Raw genomic sequence first — 19,745 nt, forward strand, 5'->3', positions numbered from 1 at the left:
CCCGAGCGGGGGTGCGCGCGGGGCGGCAGGACCGCTACTGGAGGGCCGGCGGCCTTGCAGGCGGCGGCGTACTCGGGCGGTGCAGATCTCCTGGACCGTGTACAGCTTGTCCGCGATCACCGTGTCCTTGATGTTGGCCTTGGTGACCGAGACCGGGGTCAGCAGCTGCGAGGGGACCTTGTCGCCGGAGCCGCTGGTCAGCGTCTGGGTGGCGAGGGACTTGATGTCCTTGCCCTCGAGCAGGTTGACCGCGAGCTGGGCGGCGGCGTCGGCCTCCGGCTTGAAGGCCTTGTAGACGGTGGAGGACTGGGTACCGGCGACGATGCGCTGGATGCCCGCCAGTTCCGCGTCCTGGCCGGTCAGCGGGATGCCGCTGATCTTCGCACCCTTGAGGGTGTTGGCGATGCCACCGGCCATGCCGTCGTTGGCGGCGTAGACGCCCGCGATGTTCTTCGCGCCCAGCTGGGTGATCGCGGCGGACATCTTCTGCGCGGCGACGGTGTCCTTCCACAGGCCGGACTGCTCGTAGGCGATCTTGACCTTGCCGTCGAGGGCCTTGTGGGCGCCTTCCTTGAACTGGCCGGCGTTCGGGTCGGCGTCGTCACCGTTGATCATGACGACGTTCGCCGACGGGGTGGCCTTCGAGCCGAGGGCGGCGAGGAGGGCCTGGCCCTGCAGCTCACCGACCTTGACGTTGTCGAAGGAGACGTACGCCGAGACCGGACCCTGCGCGAGGCGGTCGTAGGCGACGACCTTGACGCCCTTGTCCACCGCGGACTTGATGGAGGACTTGATGGCGGCGGAGTCCTGGGCGGAGACGACGATCACCTTGACGCCCTTGGTGACCATGCTGCTCATCTGCTGGGCCTGCTTGGCCGGGTCGGCGGCGGCGTTCGCGTACTGCACGTCGCAGTCGGAACACAGCTCCTTGACCTTGGCCTCGAAGAGCGGCTTGTCGAACTTCTCGTAGCGCGCCGTGACGCTGTCGGGGAGCAGCAGGCCGATGGACTTGCTGTCGGAGCTGCTGCTGTCCGAGTCGTCGTCGCCGGCCTTGCCGCACGCGGCAACCGACAGGGCCATGGAGACGGCGGTGGCGCCGATCACGACTCTACGCATCGTTGCGTTCATTGGGTTGTGCCTCCCTGACAGGGCCGCAACGCTGCGGCCGAGGTGGCTGGAAGTCAACTCGGCCACACGTGCGACGTCAAGAAGTAAATACTTAACGAGATGGCAACGGCGTCATTCGTTCTCTAAGTGAAGGCAGGCGTGGCAGCCGACAGCGTGCCGTCCAAAAGGGTCGAATCACCCATCTCGCTGAGCGCGAGAGCGAGTGCTCCGAGCACCTCGGCGCGGCCGCCAAGTGCCCCCGGCAGAATGGTGAGTTGACGCGCCGCACTCGGGATCGCATAGCGGCCGACGGACTCCCTGATCGGCCCGAGCACCAGCTCACCGGCCTCGGCGAGATCACCGCCCAGGACCACCCGGCTCGGGTTCAACAGGTTGCAGAGATTGGCGACTCCACTGCCGATGTGGCGGCCGACGTCGGCGATCACGCGACGGCAGCCCGGGTCTCCGTCCCTGGCCAGCCGCACCACTCCCTCCATGGTCAGGTCCGTGCCGTGGCTGGACTGGAGGAGCGGGAGCACATAGCGCGCGGCCGTGAAGGTCTCCAGGCAGCCCCGGTTTCCGCAGCGGCAGACGGGGCCGGACTCATCGAGTGTAATATGCCCGATTTCTCCCGCAGTCCCGCCGGGCCCCCGGTAGATCTTCCCCTCGATCACGAGACCGGCGCCGACACCGCTCGCGACCTTGATGTAAGCAAGATCACGAACACCTCTGCCGCTGCCCCAGACCATCTCGCCGAGGGCACCCAGATTGGCGTCGTTGTCCACGTGCACCGTCACGCCGAGCCGCCCCCGCAGCTCCTCGGCGGGCTTGGTGCCGATCCAGCCGGGCAGGATCGCCGACGAGCCGAGCGTGCCGGACTCCACGTCGATCGGACCGGGGACGCCGAGACCCACCCCGGCGATCTTCGAGCGGTCCACCCCGGTGGCCTCGATCAGGCGGCTGACCAGCTGTTCCGCTCGGTCGAAGCCCTGCGTCGAGGAGGCGTCCACGTCCAGTGGCTCGGACTCCTCGGCCAGTACCTGATGGGCGAGATTTCCTACGGCGACCCGTAGGTGCGTATGGCCGAAATCCACCCCGATGACGATGCCGGCGTCCCCGCTCAGACTGACGCTGCGGGCCCTGCGGCCGCCCGCCGAAGTGGGCGTGACCTCGACGGTCCCGCCGTCCTTCAGCTCGCGCACGATGTTGGATACGGTCGCCGCGGACAAGCCCGTCGACCGGGCGATCTCCGCCTGTGTGAGGGACCCGGCCAGACGCACGGCGCGTACGACTCGCTCCAGGTTGGCTCGGTGCAGCGACGACTGCGACCCTGGAGTCTCCACGACGACCTCCTGCGCACGGGACCGCTTCGATGAGGCCCCGTCTATGTCCAACTAGTGAACTCTAAGCTGAGCTGTTCGGGTTGCCTCCCGTCAAGAGGTTGAACACTAATCGCGTTCGTGCACACACTGAACGGTGCCGTTCCCCCACTCGGGAACGGCACGCGTACGAGTGGCTTCGGAGCGCTACGGCGGCGTCCAAGTGATCAAAAGGGCAGTTACTTCAGCGCCCCCGCGGTCAGTCCCTGCACCACCTGCCGCTGGAAGACGATGTACGCCGCGAGCACCGGCAGCATCGCCATGACGAGGCCCGCGAAAAGACCCGACCAGTCACCCTTGTAGCCCTGGCTTACCGCCAGCTGGACGAGTCCCTGGGTGAGGACGCGTTTGTCGGGGTCGGTGTTGAGAACGGTGGGGAGCATGTACTGGTTCCACTGCCCCAGGAAGTTGAAGATCCCCACGCTGATCAGGCCGGGCTTGGCCATCGGCAGCATCACCTGGAAGAACGTACGGCTGTGCGAGGCGCCGTCGACGAACGCCGCCTCCGCCACCGACGAGGGCAGGGTGCGGAAGAACGCCGTCAGGAAGAACACGGTGAACGGCAGCGAGTACGCGATGTAGACCAGGATCAGGCCGTGGATCGTGTTCAGCAGGCCCATGTTGTTCACCACGTAGAACAGCGGGACCAGCGCGAGCATGATCGGGAAACTCATGCCGCCGACGAACAGGTAGTAGATGAAACGGTTTCCGGGGAAGTCGAACCGGGCCAGCACGTACGCCGCCATCGAGCCGAGCGCCAGCGTGCCGATGAGCGACCCTCCCACCACCAGCACGGTGTTGAGGAAGTAGTCGCTCATGTTGGCCTCGGTCCAGGCCCGCGACCAGTTGTCGAAGTGCAGCTTGTCGGGCAGCGACCAGGGCGAGCCGAAGATGGCGCCGTCGTCCTTGAACGAGGTCATCACCGCCCACAGCAGCGGCAGGACGACCATCACCGCCCACACGACGAGGATGCCGTGCGAGAAGGCGTTGAGGACCTGCCCCTCCTTCTGCGGCCTCGGCGGTCCGCCGCCCCCCGGAGCGGCCGTCTTCGTGACCGCGACGGGCGCCGGGGGCTCTGTGGTCTTCTCGATGCTCATGATCAGTACTCCAGCCGCTCGCGCCGGCCCAGCCGCATCACCAGCGCGGCGAAGGCCAGCGTCACGACGAGCAGGGCGACTCCGATGGTGGTGGCGTAGGCGGCCTGACCGTCACGGAACGCCTTCTGGTAGACGTAGAGGACCATGACGGTGGTCGAGTAGTCGGGGCCGCCGGGCCCGGTCGTCATGATCTGGACGACGGCGAACGACTCCGCGCCGAGCGCGAGGATGCCCAGGTAGACCCAGCCGGACTGCACGGTGTCCCACAGCAGCGGCAGGGTGATGCGGAAGAACGTGGTGGCGCGGCCGGCGCCGTCCAGCAGTGCCGCCTCGTACAGGTCCGCCGGGATCGACGCCATGCCCGCGGAGAACAGCACCACGAAGAAGCCGACCGTGGACCAGACGAGCACCGCCATGACGCACCACAGCGCGAGATCCGGATCGCCCAGCCACAGCGGCTGCACGCCGTCCAGGCCGATCCCCCGCAGGAACGAGTTGACGGCGCCGCTGTCGGGGTTGTACGCGAAGGCGAACAACAGCGCCACGATGGCGATCGACAGCACCTGCGGAAAGAAATACACGATCTTGTAGAAGGACGAACCCCGCACGCCGGAAATGACCGGGCCGCCCCTCCTCCTCCGACCGCCGACATTGATCATGAAGGCGAAGAAGAGTGCCAGACCGATCGTCACCAGCGGCAGAACGAGCGCGAACATCAGGCTGTGCTGCAAGGACTTCCAGAAGATCTCGTCGTCCAGCATCCTCCGGTAATTGTCCAGGCCGACCATCTCGAATTCGGGGCTCAGCCCGGTCCAGTCCGTGAACGAGTAGTAGATGGACTGGATGAACGGCCACACCACGAAGAGCGCGTACAGTCCCAGCGGCAGCGCCAGGAACCCCACGATGAACCGGTACTTGCCGTGCTGCATCGCCACTCCGGTGTCGTGATAATGCCGGTTACTGGTGCTTGTAGTGCTTGATCGAGGTGTCCTTGGCCGTCTCGTCGGCGTACCCCTGGATCTTCTTGATCGCCTCCGCCGGGGTGAGCCGGCCGGCCATCATCTCGCCGAGGCCGGAGACGCCGATCTTCTCCTTCTGCAACTGCACGTACCAGTCCTGGAGTCGCGGATTCACCACGTTCTGGCCGGCCTTGTCGAGCGCGGCGACACCCGACTTGAGACCGGGAGTGAGTGTGATGCCGTCGGTTCCGCCGTTGTACGCGGTCAGCGACTTGACCTTCGACGTGAAGTTCTTCGAGGACGCCTCGCTGAGCATGATGCGCAGCTGCTCCATCCCGCCGGCCGGGTTCTCCGCCTTGGCCGGGACGACGAACGGCTCGCCGCCGGAGGCCCAGATGGTGCCGAACGGCAGCTTGTCGGAGCTGTCGAGACCGGTGGGCGCGGAGACGGCGAGGCCGAAGTCGGTGGGGATGACGTTCGCCGACTCGTTCTCCACCCAGGAGCCGTTCGGGATGAACAGGGCCTTGCCCTTGGCCCACGCGGTCTGCGACTGGATGTGGTCCAGGCCGGGGGTGCCGCGGAGCACGTAACCCTTCGCGTACAGCTCGTGGTAGGCGTCGAAACAGGCCTTGACCGCCGGGTGTTTCCAGGCGTTCGGCTCCAGGTTGTCGATGGCGTCGAGGACTTCGCGACCGCCGACCTTGCCGATCATCGGGTACAGCGAGAAGGGCAGGTAGTACGGGTACTTGCCCGCGTACGTCCAGCCCGCCATGCCCTTCTTCTTGGCCTTCGCGCAGACCGCGAGCATCTCGTCCCAGGTCTCGGGATACGTGGCGTCCAGCGAGTCCAGGGCCTTCTGCGAGTACCAGACGCCGTACACGGTGTACGCGTAGTACATGATCCAGACCGGGTCGCCGTCGAACTGGCCCATCTCCACGATGCCGGGGCGCAGGGTGTCGCGGACCTTCTTGGCCGGGTCGTCGTAGGACGGGGCGTCCAGCAGCGGGGTGAGGTCGGCCAGCTGGCTCTTGCCGACCAGGACGCCCATGTCCATCTGCTCGGCACCGGAGTTGTCGATGAGGTCCGGCGGGGTGCCCTGGTTGAACCGGGGCTGGAGGGTGGACTGGATCTTCTGGGTGGCCGAGAACTTCACCTTGACGTTCGGGAAGTTCTGCTCGTAGATCTTCACGGCGTCCTCGGCGTACTCCTTGCCGAAACCGCCGTCGAACAGGACGAATTCCAACTGGGCAGTGTCATTCACGCCGAGCGGGTTCTTGTCGGTCTTCTTGCCGGTCTTGGCCTTGTCCTCGCCGCCGCCCCCGCTGCTCGCGCAGGCGGACAGGAAACCGACCGTGGGGACGGAGATCAGCCCGAGTGCGGCCGATCTCCTGATCAGATCGCGGCGGCCGACACCTTTCACACCGCGGTTCTCGGCCGAATCGGACGCAGAAGTGGATCCCATGCTCAAGTCCTCGCCTTCTCCAGGACTCAGGCGGTGAACCGGATCCTTCCCGGCACCGCGGTCAGGTCAAGCAGGTTCGTGCGGATCGGGTGAATCGCCGACAGGTATAGTCCACTTCACGCCACCGGACAAGATCGAATGCAAGGTTGGCCATGGGTCTTTTCCGAGTTGAGACCTCGCGGAAATATGAGCACACCACGACCGGCTTGCCGGAAAATCGCCGGACACGAGCCCGCGGAAGGCACATGACGGACCCGCGAGGGGTGCTGCGGGGGATCCGCGGGAGGTGCTTCGGAGGATCCGCGAAGGGCCCTCGCAGGGCCCACTGAGGGCGGCGCGCAAGACCGGGGCTCGCTTCGGGACAGGGGGCGCCGGAGCGCCGAGGTCGCTCGGAGGGGCGGGGCGCGGGACGGGGTCGTGCGAGGAGCCGGTCCGGCCGCGCCTCGCGCGAGGAGCCGGTCGCGGGATCGACCGGGGCCCTTCGGAAGGCGGCTCGCGGGACCGGACCAGGTCGTTCGAAACACGGCTCACCGAACCGGCGGACGCCCTTCAGAAGGCAGCTCGCCGAACCGGCACACGCGCTTCGGAAGGCAGCTCGCCGGACCGGACCAGGTCGTTCGAGACACGGCTCACCGAACCGGCAGACGCCCGTCAGGAGGCGGCTCGCGAGACCGGCTGAGGTCGTTCGAGACACGGCTCACCGAACCGGCCGAGGTCGTTCGAATGTCTCGGACGGCGCAGTCAACATCCTTGACATCACTCGCCACTTGGCCACCTACTGATTCCTGCGCATCGATGAAGACAACGTTGTCCGGCGCAGGGAGGGTGCTCGCGGATGCAGCGCTTCGTGGCTCGGCCGAGGTGGATCCGATGGAGACGGGCGGTCGTGTGCACGGCCGCTCTTGTCATGGCGGCGAGTGCTCCGGGGGCGGCGGTCGCCCAGCCGGACCGAGGGCCGGACCCGGGGGCGGGCCGGGGGTCCGGCCATGTGCCGGTGACCGGGCGGGAGTTCGCCTCCTCGTTCGAGACCGGCGAGCGTGCTCCCGACTGGCGGAGCACCGTGGAGTCGACGCCGGGCGGCGGGAAACGGGCGGCGGGGGTCGACGGCGGCTACGGCGGCGGGCTGCCCGGCGAGGTGACCGACCGGGTCACGGACGTCCGGGCGAGTGCGGAGAACACGGCCGGCGGCGAGGTGAAGGAGAACCTCGTCGACGGCGAGGCGGGCACCAAGTGGCTGGCCTTCGAGGCCACCGGCTGGGTGGAGTTCGACCTGCCCGAGCCGGCGGCGGTCACCATGTACGCGCTCACCTCCGCCAACGACGCGGCCCAGCGCGACCCGGCGGACTGGACCCTGAAGGGCTCGGCCGACGGGGCCGACTGGACGACCCTCGACAGCCGTGCCGGGGAAACCTTCGACAAGCGGTTGCAGACGAAGACGTACACGCTGGGCGCCCCCGCCTCCTACCGCCACTTCCGGCTGGAGGTGACGAGGAACCACGGCGCCGGGATCCTTCAGCTCGCCGATGTGCGGTTCGGTACGGGCGGGGGCTCCGACCCCGTACCGCCGGACATGCAGACCGTCGTCGACCGCGGGCCGAGCGGCTCCCCCACCGCCAAGGCACGCGCAGGCTTCACCGGGCTGCGGGCCCTGCGCTACGCCGGGCGCCACACCGCCGACGGACGCGGCTACTCGTACAACAAGGTCTTCGACGTGAACGTGCGGGTCGGTCCGCGCACGAGGCTGGCGTACCGGATCTTCCCCTCGATGGCCGAGGGCGACCTGGACTACGCGGCGACGAACGTGGCGGTGGACCTGGCGTTCACGGACGGGACCTATCTGAGCGGGCTCGGGGCGACCGACCAGTACGGCTTCGCGTTGTCGCCGCGCGGCCAGGGCGTGGCCAAGTCGCTGTACGTCAACCAGTGGAACGACGTGGTCGCGGCGATCGGGTCGGTGGCCGCCGGGAAGACGGTCGACCGGATACTCGTCGCCTACGACTCCCCCGGCGGGCCCGCGCGGTTCCGGGGCTGGGTGGACGACATCGCGTTGCGCCCGGCCCCGCCCGAGGCTCCGAAAGCGCATCCGTCGGACTACGCGGTGACCACGCGCGGCACCAACTCCAGCGGGAGCTTCTCGCGCGGCAACACGTTTCCGGCGACCGCCGTGCCGCACGGTTTCAACTTCTGGACGCCGGTGACCAACGCGTCCACGCTGGGCTGGCTGTACGACTACTCGCGCGGGAACAACGCCGACAACCTGCCCACGATCCAGGCGTTCAGCGCGAGCCACGAGCCGAGTCCGTGGATGGGTGACCGGCAGACGTTCCAGGTGATGCCGTCCGCCGCGGCCGGCGTTCCGGACACCGGGCGGGTGGCGCGGGCGCTGCCGTTCCGGCACGCGAACGAGACGGCCCGGCCGCACTCCTACAAGGTGCGGTTCGAGAACGGGTTGACGGCGGAGATGGCGCCGACCGATCACGCGGCGGCCCTGCGCTTCACCTATCCCGGGGACGACGCGAGCGTCGTCTTCGACAATGTCACCGACCAGGCGGGCCTGACGCTCGACACGGAGAAGGGCGTCGTCACCGGCTACTCGGACGTGAAGTCGGGGCTGTCCGCCGGTGCCACCCGGCTGTTCGTGTACGGCGAGTTCGACGCGCCGGTGACGGACGGGGCGTCGAGCGGGGTGAAGGGCTATCTGAGGTTCGACGCGGGCGCCGACCGCTCGGTCACCCTGCGGCTGGCGACCTCCCTGATCGGCGTCGACCAGGCCCGCGACAACCTGCGCCGGGAGATCCCGGAGGGAACCGCTTTCGAGACCGTCGAGCGGCGCGCCCAGGGGCAGTGGGACGAACTCCTCGGCACGGTGGAGGTCGAGGGCGCCACGCCGGACCAGCTCACCACGCTGTACTCCAACCTGTACCGGCTGTACCTGTACCCCAACTCGGGTTTCGAGCAGGTCGGTTCGACGTACAAGTACGCCTCGCCCTTCTCCCCGATGCCGGGCCCGGACACCTCGACGCACACCGGCGCGAAGATCGTTGAGGGCAAGGTGTACGTCAACAACGGGTTCTGGGACACCTATCGGACGACCTGGCCGGCGTACTCGCTTCTGACGCCCAGCCGGGCGGCGGAGCTGGCGGACGGGTTCGTGCAGCAGTACAAGGACGGCGGCTGGACCTCACGCTGGTCCTCCCCGGGCTACGCCGACCTGATGACCGGCACCTCGTCGGACGTCGCCTTCGCGGACGCCTACGTCAAGGGCGTCGGGCTCGACGCGGAGTCGGCGTACGACGCGGCGGTGAAGAACGCGACGGTCGTGCCGCCGTCGTCCGGCGTGGGCCGCAAGGGCATGGCCACCTCGCCCTTCCTCGGCTACACGGCCACGGACACCCATGAGGGCCTGTCCTGGGCACTGGAGGGCTACCTCAACGACTACGGGATCGCCCGGATGGGCCGGGAACTGTTCAGGAAGACGGGCGAGAAGCGTTACAAGGAGGAGTCGGAGTACTTCCTCAACCGCGCGCAGGGCTATGTGCATCTGTTCGACACGGAAGCCGGCTTCTTCCAGGGACGGGACACCCAGGGCGACTGGCGGGTCGAGTCGTCGGCGTACGACCCGCGGGTGTGGGGCTACGACTACACCGAGACCAACGGCTGGGGTTACGCCTTCACCGCCCCGCAGGACAGCCGGGGCCTGGCCAACCTCTACGGCGGCCGGGACGGCCTGGCGCAGAAGCTCGACACCTACTTCGCGACCCCGGAAACCGCCTCCCCCGAGTTCGTGGGTTCCTACGGCGGCGTCATCCACGAGATGACGGAGGCACGGGATGTACGGATGGGGATGTACGGGCATTCCAACCAGGTGGCCCATCACTCCCTCTACATGTACGACGCGGCCGGGCAGCCCTGGAAGACGCAGGCCGGGGTACGGGAGGCGCTGGCACGGCTGTACACGGGCAGCGCGATCGGGCAGGGCTATCACGGTGACGAGGACAACGGCGAGCAGTCTGCCTGGTACCTCTTCTCCGCGCTCGGCTTCTACCCGCTGGTGATGGGCAGCGGCGAGTACGCGGTCGGCTCCCCGCTGTTCAAGAAGGCCACCGTCCACCTGGAGAACGGTGAGGACCTGGTGATCCGGGCGCCGCGGAACAGCGCCCGCAACGTGTACGTGCAGGGCCTCAAGGTCAACGGCCGCGCCTGGACGTCGACTTCGCTCCCCCACTCGCTGCTGGCGAAGGGCGCGGTCCTCGAATTCGACATGGGCCCGAAGCCCTCGGCGTGGGGCAGCGGGAAGGGCGCGGCGCCCGTGTCGATCACCAAGGACGACAAGGTTCCGACGCCACGCACGGACGTCCTCACGGGCGACGGCGCCCTGTTCGACAACACGTCGGCGACAGGGACCGACGTGTCGGGGACCGTGGACCTGCCGGTCGGCGTCGACGAGACGGCGGTCCAGTACACGCTGACGTCGGCCGAACAGGCCGAAGCACCGACGGCCTGGACCCTTCAGGGCTCGTCCGACGGCGTGACCTGGACCGACCTGGACCGGCGCTCCACCGAGTCGTTCCGCTGGGACCGGCAGACCCGGGCGTTCTCGGTCGCACGGCCGGGCTCGTACCGGCACTACCGGTTGGTCTTCGACGGGCAGGCCGTTGTCACGGAGGTCGAGTTGCTGTCGTGATCCGCAGCAGCAGAAGGCGGGGCGGGGTGCGCCGAAAGGCCCCCCGCAGCCGCTGGAACCCGGTCGACACGGCCACCCACTTGCCTGATCTATCGAATCTCGATAGATTTCCATCGCAGGTCGATGGAAGGGGAGATCATGGGAAAGCTGACCGTGCTCGCGCTGCGTGGCGTGCTCGTGGCACTGCTCGCCGGTTCGGTGTTCCTGCAGGCGGTGATGGTGCCACTGTTGGGCAGGGACCTGGACGAGGCCGACACCGACCTCGCCTACCCGCCCTCCGCGTTCCTGGTGACCGTCATCCTGGGCATCGTGACAGCACAGGTCGTCCTGGTCTGCGTATGGCGCCTGGTGACGATGGTGCGGCGGGGAACCGTCTTCTCCCACGCCGCTTTCCGGTACGTCCACATCGTGATCGGCGCCTTCGTGGCGGCCGCCCTTCTGATGTTCACGCTCGGGGTCCTGCTGGCTCCGGGCGAGGCCGTCGCCCCGGGGGTCGTCCTGCTGATCGGCGGCGCCGTCATGGCGATCCTGGGCGTGGCGCTCGTCGTGCTCGTGCTGCGCATGCTGCTCGCCCAGGCCGTGGCCCGCGATGTCGAGGCGGCACAGCTGCAGGCCGAACTCGCCGAGGTGATCTGATGCCGATCGTCGTCGACATCGACGTGATGCTGGCCAGGCGAAAGATGTCCGTGGGCGAACTCGCGGAGCGCGTCGGGATCACACCCGCCAACCTGGCGGTCCTCAAGAACGGCCGCGCCAAGGCGGTGCGCTTCTCGACGCTGGCCGCCCTCTGCGAGGTGCTGGAGTGCCAGCCCGGGGACCTGCTGCGCTGGGAGGCCGGTGCGGAGGACGGCGGGGCCGGGTCGGGGAACCGAGACCACTGCGAGGGCTGCGGCCGGGGCCGTCGCGGACGGGTGACGTGACGCGTCCGCGACGCCGGCGGCCCCGGCCGCCGCACGCCGACCCGACGCACCAGGCCGAAGCGGGGTGGACCCGTCAAGGCCCGGTGCGTTCAGGGTCTGGTGCGTCCCGGAGGTTACGGGGTTCCGTGGGCTCCGGGACCGGTGGCTCCGGAAACGCTCCGGTGGCTCCGCTTCCAGCATGAGGCGAGCGTGACGACTCAACCCCACGAATCAACCGCCTCGCACAGGGAGTCCGTCCTTCCATCTACGGACCGTGCGGGCATGGATCGGCGCGGGTGCGGGTGCGAGTTCGGGTGCGGGTGCGGGTGCGGATGTTCAGCGGGTACCGGTGCGAAAGCGGTACGGAAGGGAGGGGTTGAGGCGGGAGCGACCCCGGCGGGTTCCGGTCCACCATATGGGAGCGCTCCCACCCCACCTGTGCGGAAGGTAGCGCCGTAGGGCGGACTTGTAAACGAAAGTGACGTCGTTGCGCGGAATCGAGAGTCCGGCAAAGACGCGCGCCTCATCCGGCCGGTGGTGAAATGCCTACGGAACGGGTGAACTCGGCAAGGTCTCGGAAATCGGTTTCACGCAGACCGAGCCGCGGACTGACGTGGTGCAGAAGCGCCGGCGCCCGATGGTGGGCGGTCACGTATTCCTGGTCGACATCTGCCTGTTCGTCATCGACCCAGGCGAACGGGCGGCCGTTCGCGTACTCCACCAGAGGGCCCGTCTTCCAGTGGACCCCATCGGGGCGGTCCTGCAACAGAGCGTCACCGAAGTCGACGAAGGAGAGGTCGGGAAGGCCCAGCACCGGGGCGATCCACCGGTTGGCGTCCGCCATCCATGTGGTCGCCCAACAGAGTTCGTAGCCGAGCCGGAGCAGGGCTCTCCCGTGCTCCGGGTTCAGCCATACTCGTAGGGGACGCCGGCTGAGCGTGAGACCGCGTCGCTCCTCGGCGGCACCGGTGCTTTGGGGCACCCTGATCGTCGTGTAGCCCTCGGGGCGCCTCTCCGGCTTTGCGGCATAGGGGTTGAGGGGTCCGTCCACGTCGAGAAACAGCAGTGGTCGGTTCATGGTCTCCCCCGGTCTCGCTCTGCAGGACGCAGCGACTGTGCTCCGGCGTCAGCCTATTTCCACTCGCGACCCGGTCGATCCCGTCGACCCGGCAGTGCCGATGGCGCCACCGACCGAGGAGGCCCACGCCGATCTCGCGGCCGCGAGCCGGCGGGTGGTGCCGATGCGCGAGGTCCTCGGAGTCGCCGCCGACTTCGCCCGCCGGACGGGCCCTGCCGATCCCGGGTTCCTCGGGCAGGTGTGAGCCACTGCCGAGGAGACGGTCGGCGTCGGTTTTCCGGACGCGTCATCGCTGCCGCTCCCCGGCGGGTGCGCCGTACCAGCGCCAGTGGGTGAGGCGGGGGTGTCCCGGGAGTTCCGCGCGGCCGTGGCCCAGAGGAGGGTGGGCCACCGGGGGGTGCCGGTCGGGGCGTCCGGGAAGAGCCTGGTCAGCACCCGGTCGCACAGGTCGGCGTCGGGCGCCCAGTCGAGGCCGAGCCCCTCGGCGACGTCGTGCAGGTGCACCAGCGTCTCGACGACGCCCATCGCGGCGAAGCCCTCCGGGTCGGCCACGCCGAAGACGTGGTGGGACCGTACCGTCGGCGGCGTGGTGCGCACGACGGCCGTGAGCAGGGCGCCGCACGCCTCCAGGACCTGCAACAGTCCGGCCGGGCCGGCCGCACGGTCGGCGAAGATGACGTTCGCCGGACCACCCGGCTTCTTCCGGCTCCACACGAACGGCACCTCGGTGTCCGACGGCGGCCGCCGCGGGCCGAGTTGGGCGGCGTAGGCGAACAGGTCGTCGGCAAGGTGCTCGATAGTCTCCCAGCAGTCCCACTCCAAGGAGCCGGCCCTGGCGTCCCAGCGCGAGGCCTCCGCCCCGTGCAGGGTGGTCACGGCCAGACGGACGGCGTACTCCACGTCGTCCCCGGTGACGGAGGCACTCGTTGCTGAACCGCTTGCTGCACGTGTTTCGGGCATGGCCGGACCGTATCAACAGCCCTCCGGGCACTGTCGGTGGCAGCTCGTAGGGTGCGGGCATGACCGAAGGGTTCGACATGTACGGCGGGATGACCAGGGCGTTGCTCGGACGGGAGGGGGCCTGGGCGTTCGTCCGGGACTTCGCCGCCTGCTGGGAGCGGCCGTTGGCACCGGGGGACGGTTGGGACGAGGGGGAGATCGACGCGGCCGAGCGGCGGCTCGGGGTGCGGTTGCCGCGGCGCTGCGGGAGGCGTACGGCCTGTTCGGGCGGCGGGACGACCTGACGCGCAACCACGACAACCTGCTGCCGCCGAAGGAGCTGTACGTCGATGACGGCGGCGGCGTGCTCGTGTACCAGGTCGAGAACCAGGGATGCGCCTACTGGGGCGTCCTCCTGAAGGACCTGGAACAGGACGATCCGCCGACCGTGACGCGGCTCGACGGCCTCGGCGCACGGTGGGAGCCCTGGGAAGCGCGGCTCTCCGTCGCCTGCATCGCGATGGTCATGTCGGAGTTCGTGCTGCTGGACGAGGGGCCGACGGACTACGTGGAGCTGGAGGAGGGGACCGACCTCGGGCGGGCTTTCCGACGGCTCCCGGACGTGGGGCGTGAGACGCGCTGGTTCACCGGCCCCGACGTGCTGATGCGCGAGATCGCCGGGGAGTTCGTCAACGTCAGGGCCCGTACCGGGGCGGCCCTGGACACCGTCCGCGAGGCCGTGCCCGGAGACTGGCTGGAGGGCTGACCGCAAGCCACGGCCGTCGACGGCCCTTCCGGCAACCCTTCTCGGCGGCTCTTCTCGGCGGCCCTTGTCGGAGGCCCGGATCCTGTGGCCGCCCTGGGGGTGGGTGATGACCCGGGACAACCGTGGCCACACACGGCGAAGGGCCGCACCCCCGTCATCGGGGGAACGGCCCTCGTCCGCGTTGCCGAACCGCTTGCCCGCTACTTGCGGATCAGGCTGCGCAGCACGTACTGCATGATGCCGCCGTTGCGGTAGTAGTCGGCCTCACCGGGGGTGTCGATGCGGACGACCGCGTCGAACTCGACGCCCGTGTCGGTGGTGACCTTGACCGTGCGCGGCGTGGTGCCGTTGTTCAGTTCCTCGACGCCGGTGAAGGAGAAGGTCTCCTCGCCGGTCAGGCCGAGGGAGGCGGCGGACTGGCCCTCCGGGAACTGGAGCGGCAGGACGCCCATGCCGATGAGGTTCGAGCGGTGGATGCGCTCGTACGACTCGGCGATGACGGCCTTGACGCCGAGCAGCGCGGTGCCCTTGGCGGCCCAGTCGCGGGACGAGCCGGAGCCGTACTCCTTGCCGGCCAGGACGACCAGCGGGATGCCCTGCTCGATGTAGTTGCGCGAGGCGTCGTAGATGAACGACACCGGACCGCCGTCCTGGGTGAAGTCGCGGGTGTAACCGCCTTCCGTACCCGGCGCGATCTGGTTGCGCAGGCGGATGTTGGCGAACGTGCCGCGGATCATGACCTCGTGGTTGCCTCGGCGCGAGCCGTAGGAGTTGAAGTCACGACGCTCCACACCGTGCTCGGTGAGGTACTTGCCGGCCGGGGTGTCGGCCTTGATGGCACGGCCGGGGAGATGTGGTCGGTGGTGACCGAGTCGCCCAGCTTGGCCAGGACGCGGGCGCCCGTGATGTCGGAGACCGGGGTGGTCTCCATCGTCATGCCCTCGAAGTACGGGGGCTTGCGGACGTACGTCGACTGCGGGTCCCACTCGAAGGTGTTGCCGGTCGGGATCGACAGCGCCTGCCACTGGGCGTCGCCCGCGAAGACGTCGGCGTAGGACTTGTTGAACATGTCCTCGCCGATGGCGTTCGCCACGACGTCGTTGACCTCGGCCTCGGTGGGCCAGATGTCCTTGAGGTAGACCGGGTTGCCGTCCTGGTCGGCGCCCAGGGCGTCGCGCGTGATGTCCACCTTCATGGAGCCCGCGAGGGCGTACGCGACGACCAGCGGCGGGGAGGCCAGGTAGTTCATCTTGACGTCGGGGTTGATACGGCCCTCGAAGTTCCGGTTGCCGGAGAGGACCGAGGTGACCGCGAGGTCGTGGTCGTTGACGGCCTGGGAGACCTCCTCCGGCAGCGGGCCGGAGTTGCCGATGCAGGTGGTGCAGCCGTAGCCGACGAGGTTGAAGCCGACCTTGTCGAGGTAGGGGGTGAGGCCCGCCTTGTCGAAGTAGTCGGTGACGACCTTCGAACCCGGGGCGAGGGTGGTCTTGACCCAGGGCTTGCGGGTCAGGCCCTTCTCCACGGCCTTCTTCGCGACGAGCGCGGCGGCGACCATGACGTACGGGTTGGAGGTGTTGGTGCAGGAGGTGATGGCCGCGACCGTCACCGCACCGTGGTCGATCTCGTACGTCGAGCCGTCGGGGGCGGTCACGGTGACCGGGTTGGACGGGCCGGCGCCGGGGACGACGGCGGAGTGCTGCGGGGCACCGGCGCCGTTGTCGTCGTTGCCGTAGGCCGGGGCGTCGCTGGCCGGGAAGGACTCGGCGCTCGCCTCGTCCACCGGGGACTGGACACCGTGCGGCTGCTCGTTCGCGGGGACGCCCGGCTTGCGGTCGTCGCCGCCGGTGACACCGGCCTCGACGTAGTTGAGGACGTCGGCCGTGAACTGCTCGGCGGCGTTCGCGAGGACGATGCGGTCCTGCGGGCGCTTCGGGCCGGCGATCGAGGGGACGACGGTCGACAGGTCCAGCTCGAGCTTCTCGGAGAAGTCCGGCTCGGCCTTCGGGTCCAGCCAGAGGCCCTGCGCCTTGGCGTACGCCTCGACGAGCGCGAGCTGCTGCGCGGAACGGCCGGTCAGCTTCAGGTACTTGATGGTCTCGTCGTCGATCGGGAAGATCGCGGCGGTGGAGCCGAACTCCGGCGACATGTTGCCGATGGTGGCGCGGTTCGCGAGGGAGGTGGCGGAGACGCCCTCGCCGTAGAACTCGACGAACTTGCCGACGACGCCGTGCTTGCGCAGCATCTCGGTGATCGTGAGGACGAGGTCGGTGGCGGTGGTGCCGGCGGGCAGCTCGCCGGTGAGCTTGAAGCCGACGACGCGCGGGATGAGCATGGAGACCGGCTGGCCGAGCATCGCGGCCTCGGCCTCGATGCCGCCGACGCCCCAGCCGAGGACACCGAGGCCGTTGACCATGGTGGTGTGCGAGTCGGTGCCGACCAGGGTGTCGGGGTACGCCTGACCGTTACGGACCATGACCGTACGGGCCAGGTGCTCGATGTTCACCTGGTGGACGATGCCGGTGCCCGGCGGGACGACCTTGAACTCGTCGAACGCGGTCTGGCCCCAGCGCAGGAACTGGTAGCGCTCCTTGTTGCGGCCGTACTCCAGCTCGACGTTCTGGCCGAAGGCCTCCGCCGTGCCGAACTTGTCGGCGATGACGGAGTGGTCGATGACCAGCTCGGCCGGCGCCAGCGGGTTGATCTTCGCCGGGTCGCCGCCCAGCTCCTTGACGGCCTCACGCATGGTGGCGAGGTCGACGACACAGGGCACGCCGGTGAAGTCCTGCATGATCACGCGGGCCGGCGTGAACTGGATCTCCTGGGCGGGCTGGGCCTGCGAGTCCCAGTTGCCGAGGGCGCGGATGTGGTCGGCGGTGATGTTCGCGCCGTCCTCCGTGCGGAGCAGGTTCTCCAGCAGCACCTTCAGGCTGTAGGGAAGGCGCGCGGAGCCCTCGACCTTGTCCAGCCGGAAGATCTCGTACGACTCGTCGCCCACCGGCAGCGTGCTGCGGGCGTCGAAGCTGTTCGCCGACACGACAGTCTCCTTCATTGATGTGCGCGTATCACCGCATCCTGCCGTCACGCGGGCTTGGCCGATCCGCTAAGGTCAAGTTAGGTCACCCTTACTGGGGTGGCGGCTGCGGTGCGCCTCGGCAGATATCTCGATGTCGAGATAACTCTAGTACATGGGCGCCGGTTGGTCATGCCCGGGGCCGCCACGCCGCGACACGGCACGCCCACGACGGCCGGACCCCCGGTGCGCGGCTCCGCACCCCACACGCCCTCCCGCCAGGCCTTCCGCCCCGCACCGCACCCGGGCCGCCGGGGGGGGCCGGGGGGCCGGGGGGCGATGTTCGCGAAGCGGTTCGGGATCTTCCCGACATGGCGTCACCTGCCGGTGCGTCAGCCCGGTCCAGGGAGCGGCCGGCCCCGCCACGCCCCGACCTCGACTCGGTCATGACCCGGCCATGACCCGGCCGGGCGGGGGTAGACGAAGGCGGAGCGCTTCCGCACGACACCCCGACATACCGACCGAGAAGGAGAACTCCGATGGCTCTCACGTTCCGCAAGAGTTTCCGCATCCTTCCGGGGGTGCGCCTGAACATCAACCGACGTTCGTGGTCCATCACCACCGGTGGCGGCTCGCACGGCCCGCGCCACACCCACAGCAGCACGGGACGTCGTACGACATCGATGGATTTGCCCGGACCTTTCGGGTGGCGTCGTACGCGTAACACCAAGCGGCGTTGACGGGGCATCACCCCATCGGACCCCCCAAGAGGTGCGATCTCATATCTGAGATAACCTCAACCCCATGGCAGACGACTACCTCGTACGCATCGGCAGGCTCATCCGTGACGCCCGACAGCACAGGGGCTGGACACAGGCGCAGTTGGCCGAGGCGCTCGGAACAAGCCAGAGCGCCGTCAATCGCATCGAGCGCGGCAACCAGAACATCAGCCTTGAGATGATCGCTCGAATCGGTGAAGCCCTGGACAGTGAGATCGTCTCACTGGGCTACGCGGGGCCGATGCATCTGCGCGTCGTGGGCGGCCGACGGCTGTCCGGCGCCATCGACGTGAAGACCAGCAAGAACGCGTGTGTGGCCCTGCTGTGCGCCTCGCTGCTCAACCGGGGGCGCACAGTGCTGCGCCGGGTCGCCCGCATCGAGGAGGTCTACCGCCTCCTGGAGGTGCTCAGCTCGATCGGCGTACGGGCACGCTGGATCAACGAGGGTGTCGACCTGGAGATCGTGCCGCCGGCCGAACTGGACATGGCGGCGATCGACGCCGAGGCCGCCGTACGCACCCGCTCGATCATCATGTTCTTCGGTCCGCTGCTGCACCGCATGGACCAGTTCAAGCTGCCGTACGCCGGCGGCTGCGACCTCGGGACGCGGACCATCGAGCCGCACATGATCGCGCTGCGCCGGTTCGGGCTGGACATCGCGGCGACGGAGGGGCAGTACCACGCCGTCGTCGACCGTGCCGTCCGCCCGGACCGGCCGATCGTGCTGACCGAGCGCGGGGACACCGTCACGGAGAACGCGCTGCTGGCCGCCGCCCGGCACGACGGGGTGACCGTCATCCGCAACGCCTCCTCCAACTACATGGTCCAGGACCTCTGTTTCTTCCTGGAGGCGCTCGGCGTCAAGGTCGAGGGCATCGGCACCACGACGCTCACCGTGCACGGTGTGCCGGACATCGACGTCGACGTGGACTACTCCCCCTCCGAGGACCCGGTCGAGGCGATGAGCCTGCTGGCCGCCGCCGTCGTCACGGAGTCGGAGCTGACGGTGCGACGGGTGCCGATCGAGTTCCTGGAGATCGAGCTGGCCGTGCTGGAGGAGATGGGGCTCGATCACGACCGTACGCCGGAGTACGTCGCCGACAACGGCCGTACGCGCCTGGTCGACCTCACCGTCCGGCCGTCGAAGCTCGAGGCGCCGATCGACAAGATCCACCCGATGCCGTTCCCCGGCCTGAACATCGACAACGTGCCGTTCTTCGCGGCCATCGCGGCCGTCGCCCAGGGCAAGACCCTCATCCACGACTGGGTCTACGACAACCGCGCGATCTATCTGACCGACCTCAACCGCCTCGGCGGCCGGCTCCAGCTCCTCGACCCGCACCGGGTCCTGGTGGAGGGCCCGACCCGCTGGCGCGCCGCCGAGATGATGTGCCCGCCGGCGCTGCGGCCCGCGGTGGTCGTCCTGCTGGCGATGATGGCGGCGGAGGGGACGTCCGTGCTGCGCAACGTCTATGTCATCAACCGCGGTTACGAGGACCTGGCCGAGCGCCTCAACTCGATCGGGGCACAGATCGAGATCTTCCGGGACATCTGAGCCCTCGTCGCCGACGGGCCGCCGCACATGG

Annotated in this window: 15 protein-coding genes and 2 pseudogenes; 8 read left to right on the forward strand and 9 right to left on the reverse strand. The window is 68.7% G+C overall.

All coding sequences use genetic code 11. The annotated features are described in order from the left end of the window. The 5 genes and pseudogenes from BM536_RS27000 to ngcE form a co-directional block, all read right to left on the reverse strand. Nucleotides 1-1,128 (reverse strand): annotated as a pseudogene (locus tag BM536_RS27000) (sugar ABC transporter substrate-binding protein); the annotation flags it as partial. Between the two features lie 122 nt (nt 1,129-1,250). Beyond that, nucleotides 1,251-2,450, reverse strand: a complete 1,200-nt coding sequence (locus BM536_RS27005; RefSeq protein WP_073498527.1) for an ROK family transcriptional regulator — start codon at nt 2,448-2,450, stop codon at nt 1,251-1,253. A 215-nt stretch (nt 2,451-2,665) separates the two neighbouring features. Then, nucleotides 2,666-3,583 carry a carbohydrate ABC transporter permease gene (locus BM536_RS27010; RefSeq protein WP_073498529.1) on the reverse strand — a complete coding sequence of 306 codons (918 nt, stop codon included), beginning with the start codon at nt 3,581-3,583 and terminating at the stop codon, nt 2,666-2,668. A 2-nt stretch (nt 3,584-3,585) separates the two neighbouring features. Next, nucleotides 3,586-4,512 (reverse strand): carbohydrate ABC transporter permease, encoded by a 927-nt coding sequence (locus BM536_RS27015; protein WP_073498541.1) that lies wholly within the window; start codon nt 4,510-4,512, stop codon nt 3,586-3,588. Nucleotides 4,513-4,540: 28 nt separating this feature from the next. After that, nucleotides 4,541-6,004, reverse strand: a complete 1,464-nt coding sequence (ngcE, locus tag BM536_RS27020) for an N-acetylglucosamine/diacetylchitobiose ABC transporter substrate-binding protein (RefSeq protein ID WP_073498531.1) — start codon at nt 6,002-6,004, stop codon at nt 4,541-4,543. 907 nt (nt 6,005-6,911) lie between these two features. On the opposite strand from ngcE, the gene BM536_RS27025 reads away from it, so the two are divergent. The 3 genes from BM536_RS27025 (at nt 6,912) to BM536_RS27035 (ending at nt 11,608) form a co-directional block, all read left to right on the forward strand. After that, the gene (locus BM536_RS27025; RefSeq protein WP_073498533.1) at nt 6,912-10,688 is read left to right on the forward strand and encodes a GH92 family glycosyl hydrolase; all 3,777 of its coding nucleotides are present in this window, start codon (nt 6,912-6,914) and stop codon (nt 10,686-10,688) included. Between the two features lie 138 nt (nt 10,689-10,826). Next, nucleotides 10,827-11,324, forward strand: coding sequence for a DUF2975 domain-containing protein (locus tag BM536_RS27030; protein ID WP_073498535.1), 498 nt, complete (start codon nt 10,827-10,829; stop codon nt 11,322-11,324). Then, nucleotides 11,324-11,608, forward strand: coding sequence for a helix-turn-helix domain-containing protein (locus BM536_RS27035; RefSeq protein ID WP_245873790.1), 285 nt, complete (start codon nt 11,324-11,326; stop codon nt 11,606-11,608). Before BM536_RS27030 ends, BM536_RS27035 begins: the two co-directional genes overlap by 1 nt. A gap of 502 nt (nt 11,609-12,110) precedes the next feature. On the opposite strand, the gene BM536_RS27040 is transcribed toward BM536_RS27035, so the two are convergent. Further along, nucleotides 12,111-12,665, reverse strand: coding sequence for a hypothetical protein (locus BM536_RS27040; protein ID WP_073499682.1), 555 nt, complete (start codon nt 12,663-12,665; stop codon nt 12,111-12,113). Nucleotides 12,666-12,765: 100 nt separating this feature from the next. Between BM536_RS27040 and BM536_RS40860 the strand changes: the two genes are divergently transcribed. Further along, on the forward strand, nt 12,766-12,909 hold the full coding sequence (locus tag BM536_RS40860) for a hypothetical protein (protein WP_158086545.1): 144 nt from the start codon (nt 12,766-12,768) through the stop codon (nt 12,907-12,909). 42 nt (nt 12,910-12,951) lie between these two features. Here the strand turns inward: BM536_RS40860 and BM536_RS27050 are convergent. After that, a pseudogene (locus BM536_RS27050) lies at nt 12,952-13,625 on the reverse strand (hypothetical protein). Between the two features lie 59 nt (nt 13,626-13,684). On the opposite strand from BM536_RS27050, the gene BM536_RS43210 reads away from it, so the two are divergent. Next, entirely contained in the window at nt 13,685-13,909 is a 225-nt protein-coding gene (locus tag BM536_RS43210; protein ID WP_245873791.1) for a hypothetical protein, read from the forward strand. A 59-nt stretch (nt 13,910-13,968) separates the two neighbouring features. Further along, nucleotides 13,969-14,370, forward strand: coding sequence for a hypothetical protein (locus BM536_RS43215; RefSeq protein ID WP_245873793.1), 402 nt, complete (start codon nt 13,969-13,971; stop codon nt 14,368-14,370). 200 nt (nt 14,371-14,570) lie between these two features. Here the strand turns inward: BM536_RS43215 and BM536_RS44960 are convergent, their stop codons facing one another. Beyond that, a complete protein-coding gene (locus tag BM536_RS44960; RefSeq protein ID WP_425444684.1) occupies nt 14,571-15,161 on the reverse strand; it encodes a hypothetical protein in 591 nt (196 codons plus the stop codon). Then, nucleotides 15,104-17,404: an aconitate hydratase gene (locus BM536_RS27060; protein WP_425444685.1), complete on the reverse strand. Its 2,301-nt coding sequence runs from the start codon at nt 17,402-17,404 to the stop codon at nt 15,104-15,106. Before BM536_RS27060 ends, BM536_RS44960 begins: the two co-directional genes overlap by 58 nt. Nucleotides 17,405-17,919: 515 nt before the next feature. Here BM536_RS27060 and BM536_RS27065 point away from each other — a divergent pair. Together BM536_RS27065 and BM536_RS27070 are read left to right on the forward strand one after the other, a co-directional pair. Further along, entirely contained in the window at nt 17,920-18,120 is a 201-nt protein-coding gene (locus BM536_RS27065) for a DUF4236 domain-containing protein (protein WP_073493451.1), read from the forward strand. Nucleotides 18,121-18,184: 64 nt separating this feature from the next. Then, on the forward strand, nt 18,185-19,714 hold the full coding sequence (locus BM536_RS27070; protein WP_073493449.1) for a helix-turn-helix domain-containing protein: 1,530 nt from the start codon (nt 18,185-18,187) through the stop codon (nt 19,712-19,714). The last annotated feature ends 31 nt before the right edge of the window (nt 19,715-19,745 follow it).

Source organism: Streptomyces phaeoluteigriseus (assembly GCF_001896135.2).
Taxonomy (GTDB): Bacteria; Actinomycetota; Actinomycetes; order Streptomycetales; family Streptomycetaceae; genus Streptomyces; species Streptomyces phaeoluteigriseus.